Origin of the sequence: Rubrivivax sp. JA1026, from assembly GCF_011065555.1 — a bacterium.
In the GTDB taxonomy this organism is placed as follows: domain Bacteria; phylum Pseudomonadota; class Gammaproteobacteria; order Burkholderiales; family Burkholderiaceae_C; genus Rubrivivax; species Rubrivivax benzoatilyticus.
Genome location: NZ_JAALCQ010000002.1, coordinates 51,384 through 77,199, shown reverse-complemented (window position 1 = coordinate 77,199; position 25,816 = coordinate 51,384). Strand labels below are relative to the sequence as shown.

The 25,816-nt window shown below is 65.9% G+C and carries 14 protein-coding genes, 1 pseudogene and 1 other annotated feature; of the genes and pseudogenes, 2 read left to right on the top strand and 13 right to left on the bottom strand.

Annotation, left to right across the window (positions count from 1 at the left end; genetic code table 11):
• The first annotated feature begins 8 nt into the window (after nucleotides 1-8).
• Nucleotides 9-944 carry a triacylglycerol lipase gene (locus tag G5B56_RS04030; protein WP_164962408.1) on the top strand — a complete coding sequence of 312 codons (936 nt, stop codon included), beginning with the start codon at nucleotides 9-11 and terminating at the stop codon, nucleotides 942-944.
• Nucleotides 941-1,804, top strand: coding sequence for a lipase chaperone (locus tag G5B56_RS04025; protein WP_164962407.1), 864 nt, complete (start codon nucleotides 941-943; stop codon nucleotides 1,802-1,804). The genes G5B56_RS04030 and G5B56_RS04025 overlap by 4 nt, the downstream gene beginning before the upstream one ends.
• Nucleotides 1,805-1,813: 9 nt before the next feature.
• Here the strand turns inward: G5B56_RS04025 and G5B56_RS04020 are convergent, their stop codons facing one another.
• From G5B56_RS04020 to dnaA, 13 genes and pseudogenes are all read right to left on the bottom strand, one after another.
• Nucleotides 1,814-3,628, bottom strand: coding sequence for a DEAD/DEAH box helicase (locus G5B56_RS04020; RefSeq protein ID WP_206023478.1), 1,815 nt, complete (start codon nucleotides 3,626-3,628; stop codon nucleotides 1,814-1,816).
• A gap of 160 nt (nucleotides 3,629-3,788) precedes the next feature.
• Nucleotides 3,789-7,001: a type I restriction endonuclease subunit R gene (locus G5B56_RS04015; protein WP_164962406.1), complete on the bottom strand. Its 3,213-nt coding sequence runs from the start codon at nucleotides 6,999-7,001 to the stop codon at nucleotides 3,789-3,791.
• A 4-nt stretch (nucleotides 7,002-7,005) separates the two neighbouring features.
• Entirely contained in the window at nucleotides 7,006-8,184 is a 1,179-nt protein-coding gene (locus tag G5B56_RS04010) for an ATP-binding protein (protein WP_164962405.1), read from the bottom strand.
• A 76-nt stretch (nucleotides 8,185-8,260) separates the two neighbouring features.
• A pseudogene (locus G5B56_RS04005) lies at nucleotides 8,261-9,487 on the bottom strand (IS3 family transposase).
• Nucleotides 9,093-9,209 (bottom strand) — a sequence feature (AL1L pseudoknot). Its footprint overlaps the pseudogene before it by 117 nt.
• Nucleotides 9,484-9,840: a hypothetical protein gene (locus G5B56_RS04000; protein ID WP_164962404.1), complete on the bottom strand. Its 357-nt coding sequence runs from the start codon at nucleotides 9,838-9,840 to the stop codon at nucleotides 9,484-9,486. Before G5B56_RS04000 ends, G5B56_RS04005 begins: the two are co-directional and overlap by 4 nt.
• Nucleotides 9,841-10,219: 379 nt before the next feature.
• Nucleotides 10,220-13,624 carry a DEAD/DEAH box helicase family protein gene (locus G5B56_RS03995; RefSeq protein ID WP_164962403.1) on the bottom strand — a complete coding sequence of 1,135 codons (3,405 nt, stop codon included), beginning with the start codon at nucleotides 13,622-13,624 and terminating at the stop codon, nucleotides 10,220-10,222.
• Entirely contained in the window at nucleotides 13,621-15,357 is a 1,737-nt protein-coding gene (locus G5B56_RS03990; RefSeq protein WP_206023477.1) for a DUF262 domain-containing protein, read from the bottom strand. The genes G5B56_RS03995 and G5B56_RS03990 overlap by 4 nt, the downstream gene beginning before the upstream one ends.
• The gene (locus tag G5B56_RS03985) at nucleotides 15,358-16,476 is read right to left on the bottom strand and encodes a restriction endonuclease subunit S (protein ID WP_164962402.1); all 1,119 of its coding nucleotides are present in this window, start codon (nucleotides 16,474-16,476) and stop codon (nucleotides 15,358-15,360) included. It lies immediately after the preceding gene.
• The gene (locus G5B56_RS03980) at nucleotides 16,473-18,011 is read right to left on the bottom strand and encodes a class I SAM-dependent DNA methyltransferase (RefSeq protein WP_164962401.1); all 1,539 of its coding nucleotides are present in this window, start codon (nucleotides 18,009-18,011) and stop codon (nucleotides 16,473-16,475) included. Before G5B56_RS03980 ends, G5B56_RS03985 begins: the two co-directional genes overlap by 4 nt.
• Nucleotides 18,012-18,062: 51 nt before the next feature.
• Nucleotides 18,063-19,922, bottom strand: coding sequence for an ATP-dependent endonuclease (locus G5B56_RS03975; protein WP_164962400.1), 1,860 nt, complete (start codon nucleotides 19,920-19,922; stop codon nucleotides 18,063-18,065).
• A 441-nt stretch (nucleotides 19,923-20,363) separates the two neighbouring features.
• Nucleotides 20,364-22,853: a DNA topoisomerase (ATP-hydrolyzing) subunit B gene (gene gyrB, locus G5B56_RS03970; protein WP_009855988.1), complete on the bottom strand. Its 2,490-nt coding sequence runs from the start codon at nucleotides 22,851-22,853 to the stop codon at nucleotides 20,364-20,366.
• A 130-nt stretch (nucleotides 22,854-22,983) separates the two neighbouring features.
• Complete coding sequence (dnaN, locus tag G5B56_RS03965; protein ID WP_164962678.1) at nucleotides 22,984-24,093, bottom strand: DNA polymerase III subunit beta; 1,110 nt, start codon at nucleotides 24,091-24,093, stop codon at nucleotides 22,984-22,986.
• 227 nt (nucleotides 24,094-24,320) lie between these two features.
• Nucleotides 24,321-25,733: a chromosomal replication initiator protein DnaA gene (dnaA, locus tag G5B56_RS03960; protein WP_240920644.1), complete on the bottom strand. Its 1,413-nt coding sequence runs from the start codon at nucleotides 25,731-25,733 to the stop codon at nucleotides 24,321-24,323.
• Nucleotides 25,734-25,816 lie beyond the last annotated feature (83 nt).

The window sequence follows — 25,816 nt, the reverse complement described above, 5'->3', positions numbered from 1 at the left end:
GAGGAGACATGACCCGACGCATCCGCGCCTGCCGCGCCGCGCTGGCGCTGACCCTGTCCCTCGCCCTGGCGCCGGTGCTGGCGCAGGCCGACACCTACACCCGGACGCGCTACCCCATCGTGCTGGTGCACGGCATGCTGGGTTTCGGCGCCATCGGCCCGGTCGACTACTTCTACGGCGTGCCGGCGGCGCTGCGCTCGGGCGGCGCGGTGGTTTTCACGCCTTCGGTCTCGGCGCTGGAGAGCAGCGAGGCGCGTGGCGAGCAGCTGCTGGCCCAGCTGCGCCAGCTGAAGGCAGCCTACGGCTACGGCAAGTTCAACCTCATCGGCCACAGTCACGGCGGGCCGACGGCGCGCTACGTCGCCGCGGTCGCGCCGGATCTGGTCGCCTCGGTGACGACGGTCGGCTCGCCGCACACCGGCTCGCCGGTGGCCGACGGCATCCAGGCAGCGGCCGGAGCCACCGGGCTGACCGGCGTCGTCGCGGCGATCGTCAACGCGCTGGGCACGGTGATCTCCTGGATCTCGGGCCAGCCCCAGCTGCCGCAGGACTCGCTGGGTTCGCTGACCTCGCTGAACAGCGCCGGGGCGGCGGCCTTCAACACCCGCTTCCCGCAAGGCGCGCCGACCTCGGCCTGCGGCCAGGGGCCGGCGGTGGTCAACGGCGTGCGCTATGCCTCGGTGGGCGGCACCAGCGTCGTCACCCACCTGCTCGACCCGGGCGACGCCTTCCTGACGCTGGCCTCGGCCTTCTTCGGCGGCGAGCTCAACGACGGGCTGGTGGGCCGCTGCTCGTCGCATTGGGGCACGGTGCTGCGCGACGACTACGGCTGGAACCACCTCGACGAGGTGAACCAGGCGCTGGGCTTGCGCAACCTGTTCGCGTCCGACCCGGTGGCCTTCTACCGCAGCCAGGCCAACCGTCTGAAGACGGCGGGGCTGTGAGCGCGCCGCGTCTGGCCGCCGCCGGCGTGGCGACGGGGGCCGTGCTCGCGCTCGGCCTGCTCTGGCACACACCGGACGAGCCCCGCCCGCCGGTGGCACCTGCAGCGGCTCCACTCGTCGCCCGGGCCGCTGCGCCGGCCGAACCGGCGCGCCCGGCCTGGCGGGCCACGCTGGCCGTGCCGCCGGAGTTCGAGCGCTGGGTGCAGGAGCGCAGCGCCTTGCGCGGCACCACGCCCGACGGCGGCTGGGGGCCGGTGGTCGACGGCCGCCTCGTGCCTTCGGCCGTGCTGCGCCGGCGTTTCGACTACGCGCTGCAGCTCGATGGCCAGGCCCCGGCCGAGACCATCGGCGCCTGGGTGGGCGAGCAGGCACGGCGAGAGCTGCCGGCCACCGCGGCCGCCGAAGTCGAGCGCATCTGGCAGGCCTACCAGGGCCTGCGTGCCGCGCCGGCCAGTCTGGCGCCGCGTGCCGACGACCCCGAGAGCATCGCCGCCGCGCTCGACGAGCGCCACGCCCAGCGGGTGCAGTGGCTGGGCGAAGCCTGGGCGCGGGCCTTCTACGGCGACGAAGAAGCGGCGCTGCGCGCCCGCCTGGTCAGCGGCTGGAAGACCGCGAGCGCCGACGCACTGATCGACGCCACGCGCCTGGACCCCGCAGCGCGCCAGCGCCTGGCCGACGAACTGGCCGAGCAGGCGCGCTGGGCCGAACGCATCGCCGCCGCCCGCGCCGAACTCGAGCGGCTGGATCGCCAGCCCGGGCTCGACGAGGTGCAGCGTGCCCAGGTGGCCGAGCAGCTGCTGGCGGCCGGCTTCGCCGAAGGCAGCGAGCGGCTGCGGGCGCGCGGGCTGCTGGGGCGCTGAGCCGCGAGGTCAGACGGCCGGGTCGTGCATCACCGGCAGCCGTGACGCGAACCGGCCGTTGCCGCTCAGCGGGATGAACAGTCGTTGGGTCGCGCGCGTGGCGGCGACGTAGAACAGGCGCGCCTCGTCGGCCTCGTCCAGGCCGTCCGCGGGCATGCGGCCGACGCCGCACAGCGCGACGACCGGGAACTCCAGCCCCTTGCTGACGTGCATCGTCAGCACCTTGATCGTGTCGGCACGCGGGTCGAAGGTGCCCGCCCCCTTGCGCACCTGGTGCGGGTACTGGCGCTGGCGCAGCACGTCGGCGCACAGCGCCATCTCGTCGTAGTGGCGGCAGATGACCGCCATGTCGCCCCAGGCATGGCCCTCCTGGTGAGCTGCACGCAGGCGGTCGGCGATCGCGTACGCCTCGTCGCGCAGGCTCGGCAGGCGGACGACCAGCGGCGCCTGGCCATCGCGGCCGCAGCTCACCGGGTGCACGAGCGGCACGCCGTCGTCACCGCTGTCGGCGGCGGTCAGCAGGTCGGCCGCGACCATGCTCGCGGTCTGCAGGATCTGCCGCGTGTTGCGGTAGTTGATCTTCAGGATCGTCGTGCGGCCCTGTGCCTGGATGCCGACGCTGCGGAAGCTGAACTGCTGCGCGCGCCGCCGCTGGTAGATGCTCTGGGCGTCGTCGTAGAGCAGCAGCAGGCTGTTGGTCTCGGGGTCGACCATCTGCACCGCCAGCTTCAGCCACGCCGCCTCGAAGTCGTGGCCCTCGTCGATCAGCACCGCCTGGTACTGGCCCGACGGGATCTGCCTGCGGTCGACGCCGCGGATCACGCCGTTGACCATCTCGTCGAACATGCACGGGCCCTGCGCGGGCAGCGGCTGGCCGTAGCACACGAGCTGGTCGCGGCACCACTTGTGGAAGTTGCGCACCTGCACCTTGTCGCCCAGGCCCTTGGCCGCCATCACGGCCTGCAGGCGCACGGCCAGCGGCTGGTTGTAGCAAAGCACCAGCACCGGCTTGGCGCTCGCTCCTGCGCGCGCGAGGTACTCGGCGCGATAGCTCAGGATCATCGTCTTGCCGGACCCGGCGACACCATGGATGACGCGGTGGCCCTCGCCCAGGCTGCGTGCGAGTTGCTCCTGCTGCAGGTCCATCACCTGCATGATGTCCGGCAGGGTCTCGGCTTCCGCGCTGTCGTCGAAGAGCCCGGCCTGCACCTGCACACGCACCTCGGGGAACAGGATCCAGCGCACGCGGTCGAGCTGCGGCAGCGACAGCGCCCCGCGCATCGCGTACGGGAACATGCCCCACAGGCGCTGCTGGAACTGCTCGGCGTCGACGGTGGCCGTCATCTCGTCGCCACAGATCACGCGATGCGGCTCGATCGCCCGGTCGAGTTCGGCGGCCTCGAACTGGCGCCGTGTGATGTGCGTCAGCACGACGCCATAGCCCCAGGGGAAGGCCAGCTTGCCGTCGGTGCCGGTCAGTTGCCGGTCCGCCGACAAGGCATCGACCACCTGGTGCGCGTAGTGGCGCGCCTGCTCCAGCGGATTGGGCACGTGTTTCGGCACGCCCTGGGCCAGGATCTCCCAGCTCTGCTTGCTGGCGGCACGGATCGTCTCCAGGCGCCAGTCCTTGACCTCCAGGATCAGCACGCCGCGGCGCGGGTGCAGCACGACGAAGTCGGGATGCGCGTTCTTCGGGCCGACCGGCACGTCGTACCAGACCCGGTAGTCGTCGTCGAGTTTCTGTTCCAGGCGTTCCGCCGTGCGGCGCTCGCCAGGGGTCATGCGCGAGACGCAGGTGCTCAGTGCGGGGATGACGGTGGCCATCGGTGGGCAGGGGACAGGGTAGGTTCTCCGACCATGCTGCCCAAGTCACTGTGGCCTGTCATCCTCGCGGCGCAGTGTCGGGCGCGGCCGCGGTGCCGGTCGTGACGAATCCCCGTTCGCTGTCGCGAGACGAAGTCGCGTTTTGGCTGTCGGCGTCAGCCTACGCTGCAACCCAGTCCGCCGATAAGGTCTCCGCCTGACGCAGCACGGTTTCCGTCGCCTGTTCCTGCCCGTCGGGCGGGTACTTGTAGCGCTTCAGCAGTGTCCTCACCATGACTCGCAGGCGTGCCCGCACATTCTCGCGTACTGACCAGTCCACCGTCACCGAGGCCCTCAGCTTCTGCGTCAGCTCGACGGCGATCGCCTTCAGCGTCTCGTCGCCCAGTTCGCGCACGGCCGCCTCGTTGGTGGCCAGCGCGTCGTAGAACGCCGTCTCGTCGCCGTTGAGCCCCAGCTGCTCGCCGCGCTGGGCGGCGGCGTGGAACTTCTTGGCCATCTCGATGAGCTCTTCGATGACCTGCGCCGTCTCGATGGCCCGGTTGCGATAGCGCTGCAGGCTCTGCTGAAGCAGTTCGGAGAACTTGGCCTGCTGAACGACATTGGTCTTGAAGCGCGAGCGGATGTCGTCCTTCAGCAACCGCTCCAGCAGTTCGATGGCGAGGTTGCGCTCCTTCATGTGGCGCACGTCCTCGAGGAACTCCTCGGAGAGGATGCCGATGTCGGGGCGGTTCAGGCCGGCCGCCTTGAAGATGTCGACGACCTCGGCACTGACCACCGCCTTGCTGATGATTTGCCGGAGCGCGTGTTCCTTCTGCTCGTCGCTGAGCTTCTTGCCCGAGGTGCCGAACTTGGTCAGCGCCGCCTTCACGGCCTGCAGGAAGGCGAGCTCGTCCCGGTGTGCCAGTGCCTCGTCCAGTGTGCAGCACAGTGCGAAGGCTTTGCTGGCGGCCAGCACCGTGTCGGCAAAGCGCTTCTTGCCGTCTTCCAGGCCCAACACATGGTTGGCAACGCCGGGCAGCAGCTGCCAGGCCTTGGTGCGGAAGTCGGTGTAGTCGAAGCCGTGCAGCATGTCGTGCAGCACGTCCATCTTCTCCAGCAGCACGGCCAGGGCGTCCTCGGCGGCGATGGTCGGCTTGCCTTTGCCCTTGGCCTGCGTGTAGTCCTTCAGCGCCGCCTTCAGCTCGTTGGCGATGCCGATGTAGTCCACCACCAGGCCGCCAGGCTTGTCCTTGAACACGCGGTTCACGCGCGCAATCGCCTGCATCAGGTTGTGGCCCTTCATCGGCTTGTCGACGTACATCGTGTGCATGCACGGCGCGTCGAAGCCCGTGAGCCACATGTCGCGCACGATGACCAGCTTGAAGGGGTCGGCTGGGTCCTTGTACCGGCGCTCCAGGCGCTTCTTGACGTCCTTGCTGTGGATGTGGGGCTTGAGCAGGGCCTTGTCCGAGGCCGAGCCGGTCATGATGACCTTGACGGCCCCTTTCTCGGGGTCCGGGTCGTGCCAGCTCGGCCGCAGTGCGACGATGGCGTCGTACAGGTGCACGCAGATCTCGCGGCTCATGGCCACCACCATGGCCTTGCCGTCCAGGCTGGCCAGCCGGTTCTCGAAGTGCTCCACCAGGTCGGCGGCCACCTTCTGGATGCGCGGCGGCGCACCGACCAGCTTTTCCAGCGCCGCCCAGCGGCGAAGCTGCGCCGCCTTGGCGGTGTCGTCCTCCTCGTCTTCGGCGAGTTCCTCGACTTCGTCGTCCAGCAGCGGCGCGTCGGCCTCCCGCAGCTCCAGCCTTGCGAGGCGGCTCTCGTAGTAGATGGGCACCGTGGCGCCATCCCTGACCGCCTGCTCGACGTCGTAGATGTGCACGTAGTCGCCGAACACGGCCCGGGTGTCCCGGTCCTCCAGACTCACCGGCGTGCCCGTGAACGCCACGAACGTCGCATTCGGCAGGCCGTCGCGCAGGTGCTGGGCGTAGCCGTAGCGCACGTTGCGCAGCCCGCCGTAGTTGGCGGCGGGTTCCGCCGCCTGCAACGCCATGGGCTCGTTGGCCGCCGAGGCCTTGCGGGCGTCCTTCAGCTGCTTCTGCAGCCTGGGCATGCTGGCCTGGAAGCCGTACTGGCTGCGATGCGCCTCGTCGCAGATGACGACGATGTTGTGCCGGTCCGAGAGCACGGGGAAACTGTCCTCGTCCTCGCCCGGCGTGAACTTCTGGATGGTCGTGAAGATGATGCCGCCCGACGGCCGGTTGCCCAGCAGCTCGCGCAGCCTGGGTCGCGTGTCGGCCTGCACCGGCGTCTCGCGCAACAGCTCGGCCGCGCCGGCAAAAACGCCGAAGAGCTGGTTGTCCAGGTCGTTTCGGTCGGTCACCACCACCAGCGTCGGGTTGCCCATCGCAGGGTGCTGCATCAGCTTGGCTGCGAGGCAGCTCATCTCGATGCTCTTGCCCGCGCCCTGGGTGTGCCACACCACGCCGCCCTTGCCGCGGCGCGATGCATCGGCCGCGGGGTTGGAGGCCTCGAGCACGCTCTCGACCACCGCCCGCACCGCATGGAACTGGTGGTAGCCCGCCACCTTCTTGACCAGCCTGCCTTCGTCCTCGAACAGGATGAAGTGGCGCAGGTAGTCCAGCAGCAGGTCGCGCTGGAACAGGCCGTGCACCAGCGTTTCCAGCTCCTTCATGGCGCCCAGCGGGTCCACGGTCACCCCGTCGATGGTGCGCCAGGCCATGAAGCGTTCCGGGTCCGCGGTCAGCGAGCCCACTCGGGCTTCGATGCCGTCGCTGATGACCAGCAGCTCGTTGCTGACGAACAGGTCCGGGATGTCTTCCTTGTAGGCCTGCAGTTGGTTGAAGGCCGCCCAGATGTCGGCGTTCTCGTCGCCCGGGTTCTTCAGCTCCAGCACCACCACGGGCAGGCCATTCAGGAAGAGCACCACGTCCGGCCGACGTGTCAGCTTCGGCCCCTGGACGCTGAACTGGTTGACGGCCAGCCAGTCGTTGCCGGCGACATCAGTCCAGTCCACCAGCCTCGCCCGGTCGCCCCGTGTCTCACCGTCCTTCTGGTACTGGACAGGTACGCCCTCCACGAGCCAGCGGTGCATGGCCCGGTTCGCCTGGACCTGACCGGGCACGTTGGGATTGAGCACCATGCGCCAGGCTTCGTCCTGTGCGCCGGCCGGGATGTGCGGGTTCAGCCGCCGGATGGCGTCACGCAAACGATGCTTGAGTGCGACTTCGCGGTAGGTATCACGCTCGGTGCCCGGCGTCCTGGCGTCCGGGGGCGAGATATTCGGTCCGTGGCCGATCTCCCAGCCAAGAGCCGCGAGCCAGCCCAGCGTGGCCTGTTCGACATGGTCTTCGCTGACACCTCCCTGCATGCTCCTAGTCCTTGCTGCGGTAAGACTGCATTTCGTGATTGGGTGTCAGCGGAAAGGCCCGCCGCAGACGCCCTTCCTTGACCAGGCGGTCCAGATGGTTCTTGCGCAACGAGTCCGCGTTGCGCTTGAGCAGTTCGGCCAGGGCACTGAGGCGCAGATAGCGGCCGGTGCAGACCGCAAGAATGGCCGTCTCCATGGCTTGCGGGTCCAGCCGGGGGCGTGTGCGTGGCAGCGCGGCCCGAGCTTCGAGCTCCTCCCTCAGGCCCGGAGTCAGCGGCAACAAGCTGTCGATCACCGGCGCGTCGAGCTTGGGGGTGAGGAGGCAGCCCTGGTCATCCCGGACGGGTTCCCTCTCTGAGGCGCCTTCAGGCGGCTTATGACCGGAGCCGGAATCGCTATGTCCGGACCTCGGCTCGCTATGTCCGGACCTCGGCAGCCTTGTGTCCGGAGCAGGTTCGGGCACAGCGGATACGGAGAACACATCCTCGGGAGCCAGCGGGCGGGTGCCCGGCAGGAAATACACCTTGCCCCTGGTTTGGCCGGTCGATTGCAGCCAGCCCTCCCGCTCCAGGCGGGCCAGCTTGATGCTCAGGTCATGCGGGTGGAGCCCGGAAATGCCGGCCAGCCGAGCGTGATTGACGCTCTGCTCGATCGCCGCGGTGGCCAGGATGAGACGTTCCCCCCGGTCCAGGTCGTCGAAGGCCGGGCCGATGCGCTCCCTCAGCAGGCGGACCACCCCCTCCGGCAGCAGGTCGAGCATGTGCAGTTCCAGCAAGGTCTGCTCGGGCTCGTCCTTCTCCCTCAGCAGCGGCCGGCGCCAATGCTGGCTTTGCCAGCCGCTCAGGATCTTCGGCATGCCGGAGCCGGCGCGCTCACCCAGGCCGATCATCAGGAACATCTGATGCATCAGCCGGTTGCGGCAATCGCTCTCTCCCCCGGCCAGCACCTGCGCCAAGGGCAGGCGCAGCCCGCCCGGATTCCGGAAGCCGAACATGTCCGGCCGCTTGACCACCAGCAGCGAGACCCGGCCCGTGTAGTCGGCATGAACCAGGGTGTTCACCAGCGCTTCCCGCAGCGCCTGGTGCACCGGCGTGTCGTCCTGGCGCTGCCCGTCCTTCAACGCGAAGGGCACTTTCAGATCGGCCACCAGCTTGCGGTACACGCGCCGGTAGAAGTCGAACACGTTGCCCGACCAGCTGCCATCCGGCACCAGCCGGTCCTGAACCGCCCCGGCAATCTCGGAGGCCGGTTGGTGTGAGTCAGGCCATCGCGGCCTGACGGGTGGCGAGTTGCCGGTAGTAGTTTGCCTCGGCCTCTGCCGGCGGGATGTAGCCGATGGGTTCGAGCAGGCGGTGATGGTTGAACCACGAGACCCATTCGAGGGTGGCCAACTCGACGGCCTCGCGGGTCTTCCAGGGCGCACGCCGGTGGATCAGCTCGGCCTTGTACAGCCCGTTGATCGTCTCGGCCAGCGCGTTGTCGTAGCTGTCGCCCTTGGAGCCGACGGACGGCTCGATGCGGGCTTCGGCCAGGCGGTCGGTGTACCGAATAGACACGTATTGAGCCGCGGTCCGAGTGATGCACCAGCGAGCCGTCGCGCTCGGGCTGGCGCGCGTAAAGCGCCTGCTCCAGCGCGTCGAGCACGAAGTCGGTGGTCATCGAACCGCTGGCGCGCCAGCCGACGATGCGCCGCGCGAAGACGTCGACGACGAAAGCGACGTAGACGTGGCCCTGCCAGGTCGAGACGTAGGTGAAGTCGCTCACCCACAGCTGGTTGGGCCGCTCGGCGCGGAACTCGCGGTTGACGCGGTCCAGCGGGCAGGCCGCCTTGGCATCGGGCACCGTCGTACGCACTCGCTTGCCGCGCATCGCACCGCGCCAACCGTTGGCCCGCATCAGCCGGGCCACAGTGCAACGCGCCACGGCACGGCCTTCGCGGTGCAACTGCTTCCAGACCTTGCGCACCCCGTACACGCGCAGGTTGCCCGTCCAGACGCGCTCGATCTCGGGCACCAAAGCCGCATCCAGCTTCTGGCGCTCTGGCCGCAGTTGCGGATCTCGCCGGCGCGCCAACTCGCGCCACATCGACGACGGGGCGACCTGCAGCGCGCGGCAGATCGGCTCGACCCCGAATCGAGCGCGGTGTTCTTCGACGAAGCCCATCAGGACTTGAAGCGGCGGTCGAGCTCCGCCTGGGCGAAAAACGCGCTCGCCAGCTTCAAGATCTCGTTGGCCTTGCGCAGCTCGCGCACCTCGCGCTCGAGGTCCTTGATGCGCTGCTGCTCCTCGGTTGTCGGCCCGGGCTTGAGCCCCTGGTCGCGTTCGGCCTGCCGCACCCAGCGCCGCAGCGTCTCCAACGTGCAGCCGATCTTGGCCGCGATGGACTCGATGGCCGCCCATTGCGACTCGTGCTGGCCCTCGGCCTCGAACACCATGCGCACGGCACGCTCGACGACCTCGGGGGAAAACTTCACTGACTTCCTCATGCTGACTCCATTCTCAAGCGAAGGAGCCTCCTCGGAAGCCGGGGCGGTTCAGTGCGCTGGCGATGCTTTTGTCGAGCTTCTGCGACCGCTTCGCGTGAGCGCAGGATGCGACCATCCACCAAGTCGACGGTGAACGGTTGAGGCTCGAACCGGCGAACGCGCGGGTCGACCGTCAACAAGTGGCTGACCAAGCGCTCGGCGTCGGACTCGACCGCAAACCGGTCGCCAGCCTTGTCGCTGCTGGTTAGGTGGAGCACCTTGCCAAAGCTGGGTGCCACTCGGCGAATACCGCCGTCAGCGCCGCCCAGGCGTCCTCGCGTGCCGTACGCGATGGCAGGCTTCGCGCGCTTCATGATGCGCGCTCCATCCCAGCGGATAACGGCGAGAGCCGGTTACAGCCCGCGCAAGCAACTCCCCAAAAACTCGACACAAGCATCCCCCGTCCGCAAAGAAGCAGACAGTTCAGGACGCTTCGGTCTGGAGATTGCCGAGCGATTTACGGTCCGAAGACCGCCGGCGCCGTTCGCCTTGATTTTGGTGAGACGTACAAATCGAGGGGCACTTAACCATCGGACGATGTGTCCGCTCCAAGGTAGGCTGCCCGAGCCCTTCTCACCAACAGCCATAAGCTGCGATGACATCCTACAAGTGACCCTCGAATACCTGTCAAGAGCAGACCGAGCGCACGGGGGCGAGGTTTTGTAGCTGCCGCTACATTCCCTGAAGAAAATTTCAGGCGACAGCCCGTGCCTGGATTTCTTCGAGCACTTTCTTGATGTGCATGACCTGCGCCATCGGGAATACCGCCGTCGGCCCCTGCGCATTGATATCGGTGAAGGGCGCCTCGAACAGCCGCTCCGGCGGCACCACGCCGTTCTGCGTGAGTTCCTCGATGACCAGCTCGATGAACTCAATCTGCTCCGGGGTCAGCTTGCTGCCGTTCACCAGCTCGCTGAAGGCCTGCATCGCCGCTTCGCGGTCGAGCCCCACCAAGGAACGAACGAATAGGCCCAGGCCAGCGCTCTTCACTTCGGCCAGCAGCGACTGCGTGCCGCCAGCCTGTACGAGCATCTTCTCCAGCTCTTCGAGGTCTGTGGCCGTCAGCGCCTGGTTCCGCCGCAGGCGCTGCAGCGCCAAGTGGGACTCGTGCTCATTGAGGAAGGCCCGCGCCTTCTCCTTGAACTTGGCCATGTTGAGACCCGCGGCGACCTGTGGCAGGTCAACGACCACGCCCTCGCCAACCTCGTCCTCAAAGTCGGTGTAGACGACCTTCTTTTGGCCCTTGGGCAACAACTTCACCAGGGCGCGCAGGCGCTTGCGGGCCGTCTCGAGCATGGCGACGGTGACGTCCTCCCACCACTCGTCGCTCGCCACGGCGTGGATGAGCAAGGCTTCGGCCTTGATGGCAGGGATTGCCATCTCGTCTTCAAGCTTCTCGGCGAGGCCCTGTATCTTTTGGCGAAGGCCCGCAAAGTCAGGCCGCGCCTGCAGGATGGACAGCTGGGCCCGGAGCACCAGCATATCGAAGCGCTTGGCCTCTTCGTCCTCGTCGGTGAGCTGCGAAGGCAAGCCGGCCACACGGTGGGCCAGGGTGTCGTAATCGTCAGCCGCCAGTGACTTCCAGGCATCGGGCTTTGCGTAGCGCTCGACGAACTGCCGTTGAGGCCGGACGACGAAGTTATCGACGTTCATGTTGGCAACGCGCTCGTACAACAGCGTCGCGGTGCCCTCGCGCATCTCCGCCAGCGTCGGGTGACCGCCATAGGGCCGCGGGGGCGACTCCTGGGTTCCCTGGCCTTGCTTGGCTTGTTTGTCGAGTTCGCCGATGAGGTCCAGCCGCGCCTTGAACAGCCGGGTAGACAGCGACTCGGCCGTCGCGCCTTCGCCGCCAGCCGGGTTCTGGCTGAAGAACTCCAAGTTCTGGCAGAAGTCGAAGACGAAGAAGTTCTGTTTGTGCTCGCCAGGGCCGAACAGGTCCTTGCACAGGCGGGTGCCGCGGCCCAGCATCTGCCAGAACTTGGTCTTCGAGCGCACCAGCTTGAAGAAGACCAGGTTGACGACCTCCGGCACGTCGATGCCGGTGTCGAGCATGTCCACCGAGATGGCGATGTGCGGCATCTTCTCCTTCTTGGAGAAGTCGTCGATGATGCTCTGCGCGTACTCGGTCTTGTACGTTACCACCCGGGCGAAGTGCCCCTTGTGCTCCGGGTAGTTGGCGTTGAAGCGCTGCTCGATGAACTCCGCGTGCGGGTTGTTCTTCGCAAAGATGATGGTCTTGCCCAAGCGGTCACCACCCGCAACACGCTGGCCCTTGGTCATCAAGACCTCGAGCACCTTGTCCACGGTGTCCACGTTGAAGAGCCACTTGTTGACCTCTTCAGCACTGACCTCCTCGGGCGTGGTGCCGTCCTCGTTCCAGTCGAGTTCGTCCCACTTCGCCTTCTCCTCGTCGCTGAGCTCTGCGTACTTGATGCCCTCGCGCTGAAATTTCAGCGGCACCGAGATGGCCACCGGCGGCACGAGATGGCCATCGGCCACGGCTTGGTCCAGGTCATAGGCATCGGTCGGAACGCCGGTCTCCAGCTGGAACAGCCCGTAGGTGTTCTTGTCGACCTCGTCCTTGGGCGTGGCCGTCAGCCCGACCAGCAGGGAGTCGAAGTACTGGAAGATGGCGCCGTACTTTTGGTAGACCGAGCGGTGCGCCTCGTCGATGACGATGAGGTCGAAGTGCCCGACGCCGAAACGCCGCTGCCCGTCGTGCGTCTCGTCGATGAGACCCATCATGGTCGGGTAGGTCGAGACGAACACCCGGCCCTCGGTCGCCTTGTCGGTGACCAGATTCACCGGCGCTGAGTCGGGCAGGTGGGTCTTGAAGGCATTGACCGCCTGGTTGACCAGCGCCACGCGGTCGGCCAGGAACAACACGCGCTTGGCCCAGTTGCAGCGCATCAGCAGGTCCACCAGCGCGATGACGGTGCGGGTCTTGCCGCTCCCCGTGGCCATGACGAGCAGAGCCTTGCGCTGTCGTTCCACCTCAAAGGTGGCACCCACGCGGCGAACGGCACGGGTCTGGTAGTAGCGCTCGACGATTTCGCCGTTGATGACGGCATCGGCCAGCGGCTTGCGAGAGCTTCGCCGCTGCATCAGCAGCATCAGCTCGTCCTTCTTGTAGAAGCCCTGGACGGCTCGCGGGGGATGGTTCAGGTCATCCCACATCCAGTGCTCGTAGCCGTTGGAGTAGCAGATGACCGGGCGCTGCCCGTACTGCTGCTCCAGGCAATCGGCGTACAGCTTGGCCTGCTGCTGGCCCACCATTGGGCTCTTGGTCGTGCGCTTGGCCTCCACCAACATCAGCGGCTTGCCATCGTCGCCCCACAGCACGTAGTCGACGAAGCCCTTGCCCTCGCCGTTGGGCATGCCGGCGACCTCGACCTCGAAGTTCTTGACCGGGTTCAGCTCCCAGCCCGCTTCGCGCAGCAGCAGGTCGATGAAGGCCTTGCGGGTCTCGGCCTCGGAGTAGTCGTGCGTGTCGGGGACGGCGCTGTTCGCCTTCTTCGCCGCCGCGACTTCTTCCTGGAGCTTCTGCAGCTCGGCGTTCAACGCTGCATGCCGCGCCAATACTTCGGAGAGCTTGGTGTCCTTCTCTCGCAGCTGCTCGCCGAGTTTTTTCAGCTGTTCGGCCGACTGGGCGGTAGCCACACCCTCTGCCGGCTTAGGCAGCAGCTCCGACTTGAAGGCAAGGCCGGGGTCAGGACGCGCCGTGCGGCCATAGGTGCGGGCCAGCCAGAAGCAGAAGTGGAACAGCTCGCGCGTCGCTGACAGCGCATCCGTCGACGCGACTTTCTTGGTGCTGTGAACCGCCAGGTTCCCCAGGTCTTTGACCAGCCGCGCCTTCGTGAAGAGCGGGTCGCCTACGAGGGTGCGGAACGACGGCTCGTGAATGAGGGCGCTGAGGTTGTCCTGGTACGGCAGCTTCAGCGCCTTGTCGTGGGTGTAGAGCCAGGACACCGCCAACTCCAGGGCCCGGCGCGCGTAGAAGCAGCTGCTGCGCGCGTCGGCATGGGCATGTTGCTCGGCCTTGCTGGCCGCTTCGAACACCAGCCCCCACTCGGCCTGGAGAAAGGCGAAGTTGCTCATGTCCCTGATTTTTCTTTGATGAAGGCGTTCATGCGGTCGGCCAGTGCCTGGCGCCGCGCGGTCAAGAAGTCACGGTAACGGTCGGTGCTCCACAGCGTTTCGTCCACGGGCACGCACTGGCTCTGCAGGGCGTCCTCACCTTGCTTGGCCACTACCTCGCGCAAGTAGTTCACCGCCTCCTTGTTACTAATGCGGCGGTTGGTCTGGCCGGTGATGAAGGCCATGTTGGCGATTTCGTTGATTTCGCCGGGCTCGTAGCCGCGCTCCTTCAACAGCGACTTCGGAATCACGTGGTGCCACTGGATGAAGTGCAGCTTGCCCTGGTGCGTGAGCGACAGGCCCAGGCCGCTGTACCAGTCCTTGGCACCCTGGGCCTTGAGGGCCAGGTAGGCCAGCGAGAACAGCGGGCTGCCCACGCCACGGCCTGCCAAGTCGCCGGGTTCCACGTGCAGACGGCCGAACTGGCGCTTGACCGGCTCCATCAGCGCCGCCACGTTGCCGCTGCGGAAGATGATGGCCAAGTCCTCGTTGAGCAGGGTCTCGGTCGAACCGCGCGAGTAGCGGCCCCGGGCGTTAGCCACCAGCAGCCAGTGCAGCAGTTGCCGCTGCTCTTCAGCGGTGAGCTTGTTGTCCTTCGCCCGGCTCAGCGCCGCCAGGGCATGCAGGAACATGGGCGAGGACAGCAGCGACTCGTCCTCGATGCCTGCGTTGCTGCGCAGGAAGTTGATGGCAAAGCGCAGGCCCTCTTGCGCCTGGGCCCAGCCCTCCTTCAGCTTTTCCACCGGCGTGCTGGCCACGCTGCGGAACAAGCACTGCTGCGTGGCAAACACGACGATGGAGCGCACCAGGTGGCCCAGGTCGATGGTGAAGTAGCTTTTCTCGCACTCCTCCTGGAAGACTTCCAGCTCCTTGAGCAAGTTGGGCCAGCGCGAGGTCATCTGCGCCAGGGCCAGGTCGGAGGACTTCAGCTTCGCACCCAGCGAGTTCACGCGCACGAAGATTTCGGTAACCTCCTCGTAGCTCATGCTGCGCTCCAGCACGTGTACGACGTAGGTGTACTTCTTTATGTCGCGAAGCCTTTGAAGTCGCTCCGAGTAACGCTTGTAGCGAGGGTCCTTCAGAGACTCGATGCCTGCCTTCTCAAGCAAGGCTCCGTTGTCGTCCGTACGGAAGACTTCGGTAACCGACACCCAGTTGGGTAGCGACGCGAGGTTCTTGCTCGCCACCACGAAGGTGCGGCGGTTCAGTTTCTCCTGCAGGCCCTGTTCGTTGTCGTCACCTTCGTCGGCGCCTTCAGCGTCATCGCCCAGCTCGTCGTCCGCCGCCACAGGCGAGTCTTCGTCGCTGGTGACTTCGGTGTCGTCGGTGGGCGGGCCGTCCGGGTGGTCCAGGTTGAACAGAATGTCGATGGGGCGCTTGCGGCCCCGCACCTGCACCAACTCGCCGCCCAGCACCGCCGTCAGCGAGGTCAGGCGCTGCTGGCCGTCCAGCAGTAGCTTGCGGCCTGCGAAGGCGGTGGTCTCCTGCGCGATGGCGAAGTCACGCGTCGGCACCGGCTCATCCGTCTCCCACATCAGGATGGAGCCGCTGGGGTAGCCCCGATACAGGGAGTCCAGCAGGTCCCGCACCCGGGTAGCGCGCCAAACGTAGTGACGCTGGATTTCGGGCAAGCGCAGCTCGCCGCGCTTGTACATGTCGACGAGGGTGCCGATGGGGATGTTCTGCTGCTGCACTCAAAGGTCTCCCTGAAACGCACGGTGTTGCAGCGACTCGAACAACGTCGCGTTCGCCTGAAGTGCTTTGTGCTGCGTCTGCTGAAGCTTCTCAACTTCGGACAGTCGCCTAGAAAACTCCATTTGCAGGCTTCGTGGTGGCACAGGTATTGAGAGCTTCTCGAAGCTGGACTTCTTCAGTATTGGGACCGTTGTTGAGGCCCCAAGCGCCGCCATGGTTGCCTTGAAGAAACGAAGCACCGCAAGACCGAAGCGGTCATCTATCAGGTCTCGCCGCCATTCGACGGCATTGAGCTGCTGGTTGAATGCGCTTCTGGTCGAGGCCATGCTCACTTTTCCAATTGTTCCAATGCAACAAACAAGGGCAGCTCCTGCTCTGACAGTTCCGACTTGTTGCGCACCAGCTTCGCTCAACCACCTCTTGACGGCCTGGCCACTTTCGAGGTCGCCTGGGGTAACGAAGGGGATATCCCCCCCAAACATTCCCTCCTTGGCGCTTGGCGGTGTGCCACCAGTGGAAACAGCGCCTAGCTCCTTGAGCATTCGTTGCGGCCACCCCTTCGGATTGCTGAGGGGCTCCCCAAACATCTCGACAAAAATCGACTGCACGAGGCGGTCGAGTTCGGCCAAGGCCTCCCGGCGCTTGGTGCGCAGGACGTCGGCTTTGTCGAGGATGGCGGCAATGCGGCGTTGTTCGGCGAGGGGGGGAATAGGGATTCGCTCCTCTCGCAAGTCACCAGCAGAAAGATGCTTGACCGTCACGAACGGAGTCGCATCCTCAATCCTCCGCAGCGCTATCGGCAGATAGTGAAAGAGGTAGGCCTCGTCGACTAACGAGGTACGAGCGGTAACCTTACAGACGCGCTGGTTGAGAAGCGCTCGGCCCCCGCGCCACTTGGCTGCGTTGAAGTTGCCGTCCATCCCAATGAGGATGTCGCCGTCACGCACTACGAACTGCTCTGTATACGGGCCGGTGTAGTAGGTGTCCGTGTATCCGCGCACAACGTCTCGAATTCTGACAACAGGCAACCCATCACTGTCGTTGAAGAACTCTGACTTGAACGCGAACCCCGAAAGAACATCGACAACGTCGCCGAGTTTGAGGAAAGTCGGAGTCACTTCAGCATCCCCTCCAGTTCCGCCATCCCTGACTGAATCTCCGCCTCCAAGGCCTTTAGCTTGCCGAGAATGGCCAGCGGCGACTCATGCTCCACCGCCTCGTGCACCACTTCCTTGTAGCGGTTGAGACTCAGGTCATAGCCCTGGGCCGCAATGTCGGACTTGGGCACGCAGAAGCTCTGCGCGGTGCGCGGTCGGCTCTTCTCGTTGCCGCTGCGCTGCGCCCAGCGCGCCAGTGCATCGGGCAGGTTGTTCTTAGCGTGCTCCGCCTCGGTCAGCGCTGAGGCCGGTGTCGGACCGAGCTTGGCCTCGTCCAGCAGCGGCTGCCGCTTGTCGTCCAGGCTCCAGCCGTCGGCCTGCATGTCGTAGAACCACACGTGCTCGGTGCCGCCCGAGTTGGTCTTGGTGAACAGCAGGATGGCGGTGGACACGCCCGCGTAGGGCTTGAAGGCGCCGGCCGGTAGCGAGACCACGCCGTCCAGCCTGTGGTCCTCCACCAGCGTGCGGCGCAACTCCTTGTGCGCCTTGCTGCTGCCAAACAGCACGCCATCGGGAACCACCACCGCTGCGCGGCCGCCAGGCTTCAACAGCCGCAGGAACAGCGCCAGGAACAGCAGCTCGGTCTTCTTCGTCTTGACGATGGCCAGCAGGTCCTTGGCCGTGTTCTCGTAGTCCAAGCTGCCGGCAAAGGGCGGGTTGGCCAGGATGAGGCTGTACTTCTCCTCGTCGCCTGCATGCTCCTCGCTGAGCGAGTCCTTGTAGCGAATGTCCGGCCCGTCCACACCGTGCAGCGCCATGTTCATGCTGCCGATGCGCAGCATGGTGTTGTCGAAGTCGTAGCCGTGGAACATGCCTAGGTGGAAGTGCGCTCGGGCGGCAGCGTCACGGAACAACTGTGGGTGCTGCTCCCGCAGGTACTCCCCGGCGGCGACCAGGAAGCCACAGGTGCCACTGGCCGGGTCGCAAATGACGTCCTTGGGCGTGGGCTGCGTCATCGCCACCATCAGCTTGATGATGTGGCGCGGCGTGCGGAACTGGCCGTTCTGGCCCGCGGCGGCAATCTTGCCGAGCATGTACTCGTAGAGGTCACCTTTGGTATCGCGGTCCTCCATCGGCACGTGGTCCAGCATGTCCACCACCTTGGCCAGCAGACCTGGCGTGGGGATGGTGAACCGGGCGTCCTTCATGTGCTGTGCGTAGCTGCTGCCCTCATTGCCCAGGCTGCGGATGAAGGGGAATACGTGCTCGCTCACCACCTTGTACATCTCGGCCGGTGCGAAGTTCTTGAAGCGCGACCAGCGCAGTTCCTGGTGGTCGCGACCCCTTTCGTCCGCGCCCGCCGGGAAGACCCGGTTCTCGATGGGCTTGCCCAGCATCAGGGCCTTGTTTTCCTCCAGCGTGTGCGCGTCGTCCAGGCGGCGGATGAACAGGAGGTAGGTAATTTGTTCGAGCACCTCCATCGGATTGGAGATACCGCCGGACCAGAAGGCGTTCCAGATGGCATCGACTTGGGAGCGGAGTTCGCCGGTGAGCATTTGTTTTCAGTCTCTTGTTGTTAGGTGCGATGTGTAGCCCTGCAGGCAGCCCTACGGCGCAGGCTGCGGCTCTGCAGGTCGTCCAAAGTAGGCCATGCACACAGCCTCTTGGAAAGCTGGTGGCAGCTGGCCGCGAGCATGAAGGTCTTCGACGGTGCACACCGCCACGTAGGGCTTGCTCTGCCCCTTGTGGGCAACATAGCCAAGAAGACCCTCCAGGTCATTGGGCCCGACTTGGTGAATCCTGTATGGCTCACCAGCCGGCATGAGAGCGGCTATCGGTGCGTTGTCGGCGGCCGCCGCTGGGTTGTTCCCATCGGCGTCGTGTACGACTCGGTAGGGAATTTGGAATGCGTTGAGCACCCGTTGGAAGGGCGGGATGTTCTTCTTGCCGTTGCAGTCCACCAGAGTGACTTCGCGGCGCAGTCGCTTGTGCCGTTGAAACAGGCCCATCAAGTCCGCGCCGCGCTCGAAGGCCGCGATGGCACTGCCTTCCTCGAGCAGCACGACGCTCTTGGCAAAGAACAGCTCGTTCACCGTTGGATGAAAGCGAGCAACCGTCTGCAGCCGAGCCTTCTCCACCTGGTGGGCTGGCCCCGCAAACAAGTCTTGCGTGACCTGGTGTGCTGCCGAGTCGCCGTTCGCCGTCTTGAACATCCGCACGATGGCGCGGTGGTTGCCCGCGATATCGAGGAAGACCGGGGAGTGCGTGCAGCACGCCACCTGCGTACTGGGATGAGCCGCTAGCTTGTGCAGTACGTCCCGCATGAGCCGCTCCATCTGCGGATGGAGGTAGAGCTCGGGCTCTTCAATCAGCAGGACTGTGGCGCGCTGGGGCACCGGCTGCTGGCCAGCGGCCGCCTGCGCTTGGGCGTCTGCGAGTAGCTGCAGCAGCGTAATGACAAGCGTCCGCTGCAACCCGTGACCTTGGTGCCCCACCTCAGTATCGATACCTGCATGCTCGTCACGAATGACGAGCGAGGTCGAGGGCAGCACCATGGTCCGAAGCTCCGGAGCTTCCGTCCGAATTCGAGCTTTGCCGCCAACGACCTCGTTCAGGCTCGTGTTGATGCGGTCCTGCAGGTCTCTGACCTCTTGGGCCTGTTGTCCAGGGTTAGCGTCGTCAGGGCGAAAGAGCGCCAAGACTTTGTCGACGGCAGCTTGGAGGTCAGCCATCTCCTGACGCCGGGCCAGGCTCCTTTCGACGATGAGGTTGACCAGCTTCCCGTAGGTCGACGCGTCCTTGGCGTTGGTCTCATCGCTGGCCTCTTGGACGGCCTTGACGAAGATGGGCCGCGGGAGGATGGAGTTGGCGTTACTCTTCCAGTTGCCACCACCGCCGGGGTTCGGAACCCAGTCGGGTGCGTCTTGAATCACCAAGTCCGGCCGCTGCTGGCGAATGGCTTCACGCAGAGCTTCCTTCAACGCCGCATTCGGACGAGCAGGCCGGTTCTGCAGAGCCTCAATCAGTGGCTGAATTTCTGGCGGGAACGTAGCCCAGGTCGCATCGTTCTCGGGCCAGCCAGCAATGCGCTCGGTACTCGAAAACGAGTAGAGCTGCTCCTTCCACCCACCGGCCTCTCCCTCCTCCCCGGGCTCGAACCAGTAGCGCTTCTTCAGTATCCAGAAGTCGCCGTTCATGCGGCCGCGAACAGCAACCTGCGCCTTCTCGTCTTCAGTCAGACTGTCGAAGTGACCGACGAGCTCAATGGCGTTGGCAGCATCCGTCTGGTGCCGCCTGAAGAGCGATGGGTCCTTGATGGCGCTGCCGCTCAGAAATGCAGCAATCGCTGACAGGATGGTGGACTTGCCCGCGTTGTTCTCGCCGATGAGGACAAGAATGTCTTCCCACTCCAGGGAAGCTCGGGCAATGCACTTGTAGTTCGTGACCTCGAATCGACGCAGACGCAACTTGACCTCCCAGTCTCCTCTTTCCGCGAACCGGCCCGTGCCGCACTTGACCGCCAGTAAGCCGGCAAGTCGATTACTCGAAGGTCAGATAAATGCGACGAGGCGCTGCGTCAGAGTGTCTGCGGTCAATGGTATCCGCGGCACTTGCGGCACACCATGTCACCCGAAAGTATTGGGGGCCAAGCTACCAACCTGCTACGCGAGCGATTGAACGAGCTCAGTGCAATGCAGGGTAAGCGAAGCCCAAGACCAGGTTCAAAACGCCCCGCACGTCATCCGGGGTTGCCGTACCGGCCGGCATGGCAACCATCAGTGTCGGTCGTCCACAGAAGGTGACCCGCGGGTCGGCTACGACGCCAAACTGGACCATCTGACCCACCGACAAGGACTGGAGTCTCGGCAGCAGGCTGCGGCGTAGTCGCCCGATGCCTACAACAAGCGTCACACGTCGATATTCCCTGCCCTCAACGCATTGCTCTCGATGAACTCGCGCCGCGGTTCCACCTCGTCGCCCATCAGCATCGTGAAGACGCGGTCGGCCTCGATGGCGTCCTCGATCTGCACGCGCAGCAGGCGGCGGACGTTGGGGTCCATCGTCGTTTCCCACAGCTGCTCGGGGTTCATCTCGCCCAGGCCCTTGTAACGCTGGCGGGCGACGGCGCCTTCGGCCTGGACCATCAGCCAGTCCATCGCGGCGCGGAAGTCGGCGACCTTCTGTTCCTTCTGCTTCTCGCCCTCGCCGCGGCGCACCACGGCTTCCTCGCCGAGCAGGCCCTTGAAGGTGCGGCCGGCCTCGGCCAGCGCGGCGTAGTCGGCGCCGTGCAGGAACTCCTGCGTGATGACGCTGGTCTTGACGTTGCCGTGGTGGCGGCGGCCGATGCGCAGCAGCGGCTTGTCGGTGCGCGGGTCGACGTGGAACTCCACCGTCGCGTCCTTCAGCGCCGCCTGCAGCGCCGCGGCGCTGGCCTGTGCGGCCTCGGCGCTGTCGACGTCCAGCTCCAGCCCGTTGGCGATGGCGCGCAGCGCGTCCAGGTCCATCCAGTTGCCCAGGCGCTGCACGACGTTGTTGGCGACGATGTACTTGCGCGCCAGCTGCTCCAGCGCCTCGCCCTGCAGCGCCGCTCGGCCGCCTTCGGCCAGGCCGTCGGGCAGCACGGTGGCGCCGTCCAGCGCCACCTTCAGCAGGAAGGCGTCGAGCTCCTGCCCGTCCTTCAGGTACTGCTCGTGCTTGCCCTGCTTCACCTTGTACAGCGGCGGCTGGGCGATGTAGATGTAGCCGCGCTCCACCAGCTCGTGCATCTGGCGGTAGAAGAAGGTCAGCAGCAGCGTGCGGATGTGGGCGCCGTCGACGTCGGCGTCGGTCATCACGATGATGCGGTGGTAGCGCAGCTTGTCGACGTTGAAGTCCTCGGGCCCGATGCCGGTGCCCAGCGCGGTGATCAGCGTGACGATGGCGTCGCTGGACAGCAGCTTCTCGTAGCGCGCCTTCTCGACGTTCAGGATCTTGCCGCGCAGCGGCAGGATCGCCTGGAACTTGCGGTCGCGGCCCTGCTTGGCGCTGCCGCCGGCGGAGTCGCCCTCCACCAGGTACAGCTCGCACAGCGCCGGGTCCTTCTCCTGGCAGTCGGCCAGCTTGCCCGGCAGGCCGATGCCGTCGAGCACGCCCTTGCGGCGCGTCATCTCGCGTGCCTTGCGCGCGGCTTCGCGGGCGCGCGCGGCGTCGACGATCTTGCCGCAGATGATCTTGGCGTCGTTCGGGTTCTCCAGCAGCCAGTCGGTCAGCAGCCGGCCGACGATGTCCTCGACCGGCGCGCGCACCTCGCTGGAGACGAGCTTGTCCTTGGTCTGGCTGGAGAACTTGGGCTCCGGCACCTTGACGCTGACGACGCAGGCCAGGCCTTCGCGCATGTCGTCGCCGGCGACCTCGACCTTGGCCTTCTTGGCCAGCTCGTTGTCCTCGATGTACTTGTTGATGACGCGTGTCATCGCCGCGCGCAGCCCGGTCAGGTGGGTGCCGCCGTCACGCTGCGGGATGTTGTTGGTGAAGCAGAGGACGCTCTCGCTGTAGCTGTCGTTCCACTGCATCGCCACTTCGACGCCGATCGTCGTGCCCTGCTCGCTGGCCTTCTCGCCCATCGCGTGGAAGACGTTCGGGTGCAGGACCTTCTTACCCTGGTTGATGAACTCGACGAAGCCCTTCACGCCGCCGGCGAAGGCGAAGTTGTCCTCCTTCGCGTTGCGCTCGTCGACGAGGCGGATCTTGACGCCGTTGTTCAGGAACGAGAGCTCGCGCAGGCGCTTGGCCAGCACGTCGTAGTGGAAGTCGACGTGGCTGAAGATCTCGTCGTCGGGCAGGAAGTGGACTTCGGTGCCGCGCTTGTCGGTGTCGCCGACGATCTTCATCGGGCTGGTCTCGACACCGTCTCGGACCTCGATGACGCGGTCCTGCGTGACGCCGCGCTTGAACTCGACACGATGCACCTTGCCGTCGCGGCGCACCGTCAGGCGCAGCCACTTGGACAGCGCGTTGACGCACGAGACGCCGACGCCGTGCAGGCCGCCCGAGACCTTGTAGCTGTTCTGGTTGAACTTGCCGCCGGCGTGCAGCTCGGTCAACGCGATCTCGGCGGCCGAGCGCCGGGGCTCGTGCTTGTCGTCCATCTTGACGCCGGTCGGGATGCCGCGGCCGTTGTCGGTGACGCTGATCGAGTTGTCGCTGTGGATCGTGACGACGATGTCGTCGCAGTAGCCGGCCAGCGCCTCGTCGATCGAGTTGTCGACGACTTCGAAGACCAGGTGATGCAGGCCGGTGCCGTCGGAGGTGTCGCCGATGTACATGCCCGGCCGCTTGCGCACCGCCTCCAGGCCTTCGAGGATCTGGATGCTGCTGGCGCCGTAGTCGTTCGGCGGGGTTTGGTTCGAATCGCTCATGGGCGCTTTCGCAAGACGGCCCGCACTGCTCGGGCCATCATCAAGTCAGAACCCCCCGCTAGGCGGGGGCAGGGGGGTGCTCAGGGAAAGGCATGAAATGCCGATGCCGCGACTGAGCGCCGACAGGCGCTCAGATGCGCATCGGCATCACGACGTACTTGAAGCCCGTCTGCTCGGGCACGGTGAACAGCGCGCTGGCGTTGGTGTCCTGCAGCTCGATCTTCACCATCTCCTGCTGCATGTTGGCCAGCACGTCGATGAGGTAGGTGACGTTGAAGCCGATCTCGATCGCATCGCCGGTGTAGTCGATCTCGAGTTCTTCCTTGGCCTCTTCCTGCTCGGCGTTGGACGACGCGATGCGCAGCACGCCGGGCTCGAGGTTCAGGCGCACGCCCTTGAACTTCTCGCTCGTCAGGATGGCGGCACGCTGCAGGCTGCCCAGCAGCGCGGCGCGGCCGACGACGAGCGCGTTCTTGTGGTTGCGCGGGATGACGCGGTTGTAGTCGGGGAACTTGCCCTCGACGAGCTTGGTGACGAACTCCAGCCCCGAGAACGCGAACTTGGCCTGGTTGCCGGCGAAGCGCATCTCGATCGGCGTCTCCTCGTCCTTCAGCAGGCGCTGCAGCTCGAGCACGGTCTTGCGCGGCAGGATGACTTCCTGGCGGTTGGGCACGTCGGTCTCCAGCGTGCCCTGGGCCAGCGCCAGGCGGTGGCCGTCGGTGGCCACCAGCGTCAGCGTCTTGCCTTCGGCGATGAACAGGATGCCGTTGAGGTAGTAGCGGATGTCGTGCACCGCCATCGAGAAGTGCACCTGGTTGATCAGCTGGCGCAGCGTCTTCTGCGGCACGCTGAAGGTGGGGCCGAAGTCGACCGCCTCGTTGACCAGCGGGAAGTCGTCGGCCGGCAGCGACTGCAGCGTGAAGCGGCTCTTGCCGCCGGCCAGCGTCAGCTTGTTCTGCGCCGACGACAGCGTCACGGTCTGCTCGGCCGGCAGCGCGCGCAGGATGTCGATCAGCTTGCGCGCGCCCACCGTCGTCGCGAAGTGCCCTTCGTCGCCGCCGAGCTCGGCGCTGGTGCGCACCTGGATCTCCAGGTCGCTGGTCGTCAGCTCCACGACCGGGCCGTTCTTGCGCAGCAGCACGTTGGCCAGGATCGGCAGCGTGTGCCGCCGCTCGACGATGCCGGCCACCGACTGCAGGGCCTCGAGCAACTTTTCCTGGGCGGCCTTCAGAACAATCATGTCTTCCTCTTTAACTTGGTGGTCGTAGTAGGCGACGGCAACTTCTGGGGACAACGCTATTTTCCGCCTTTCCGACAACGCTTTAGCAGGTGGGCAGCGTTGTGGGTCACGACGTGGTTCTGGCGGTGCGTTTTCTGGACAACTTGCCGGGCGCCGGCGACGGCGGGGACAAGTTCACGGTTGTTCCGGAGTTTTCCCCAGGCCTGCACAGCCTTCGGTGACGGCCGTCAGCCCTTCAGGGTCTGCTCGAGCACGTGCAGCTGCTGGTTCAGTTCGCTGTTGCGCTGGCGCTCGTCGGCGATCTTGCGCACCGCGTGCAGCACCGTCGTGTGGTCACGGCCGCCGAAGAGCTCGCCGATCTCGGGCAGGCTCTTCTTGGTCATGTCCTTGGCCAGGTACATCGCGATCTGGCGCGGCCGCGCGATCGAGGCCGGGCGCTTCTTCGAGTACATGTCGGCGACCTTGATCTTGTAGAAGTCGGCCACCGTCTTCTGGATGTTCTCGACGCTGATCTGGCGGTTCTGGATCGACAGCAGGTCCTTCAGCGCGTCGCGCGTCAGCGCGATGTTGATGTCCTTCTGGCTGAAGCGGCTGTAGGCCAGCACCTTGCGCAGCGCGCCCTCGAGCTCGCGCACGTTGGCGCGCACGTTCTTGGCGATGAAGAAGGCGACGTCCTCGGGCATCTCGGCGCCTTCGGCCAGCGCCTTCTTGATCAGGATGGCCACGCGCATCTCGAGCTCGGGCGGCTCGATGGCCACCGTCAGCCCGGCGTCGAAGCGGCTGGTCAGCCGCTCGTCGATGTCCACCAGCCCCTTCGGGTAGGTGTCGCTGGTCATGATGATGTGCGCGCGCTTGGCCAGCAGCGCCTCGAAGGTGTTGAAGAACTCCTCCTGCGTGCGGTCCTTGCCGGCGAAGAACTGCACGTCGTCGATCAGCAGCAGGTCCAGCGAGTGGTACTTGGCCTTCAGCTCGTCGAAGGTCTTGCGCTGGTAGTTCTTGACGACGTCGCTGATGAACTGCTCGGCGTGCAGGTAGAGCACGCGGGCGTCCGGGCGGTCCTTCAGCAGCGCGTTGCCGACGGCGTGCACCAGGTGGGTCTTGCCCAGGCCGACACCGCCGTAGATGAACAGCGGGTTGTACATCTGGCCCGGCGCGCCGGCGACGTGCAGCGCCGCGGTGCGCGCCATCTGGTTGGCGCGGCCCGGCACCAGCGTGTCGAAGGTCAGCGACGGGTTCAGCTTGTGGCGGTTGGACGCCGGGGCCGGCGCCGTGGCGATCGCCGCGGCCGCGGCGGCAGCGGCCGGCGCCGCCATCGGCGCGGGCACCGTCGCGTGGGCGTAGCCGTTGCTGGCGCGCAGCGGCGCGGGCGTCGGCGTCTCGGCGCGCGGTGCCAGCGTCAGCTCCAGGCGCACCGGCTTGCCCGCCAGGTCACTGAGCACCGACTCGATGCGGCCGGCGTACTGGGCGCGGATCCAGTCGAGCTTGAAGCGGTTGGGCACCCGCACCGACACGATCGCGGCGTCCGCCTCGTCCCGGCTGAGCTGGGCCGGCGGCAGCGGCCGGATCCAGGTGTTGAACTGATGTTCGGGCAGTTCGGTCGCGAGGCGCTCGCAACCGCGCTGCCAGAGGTCTACGGTCATTGTGGAAATCTTGTCATGCAAGGGGCGCATTCTACGTGCCGACGGCGCCACTTCAACCCAGTTATCCACAGATCGCCGTCGGG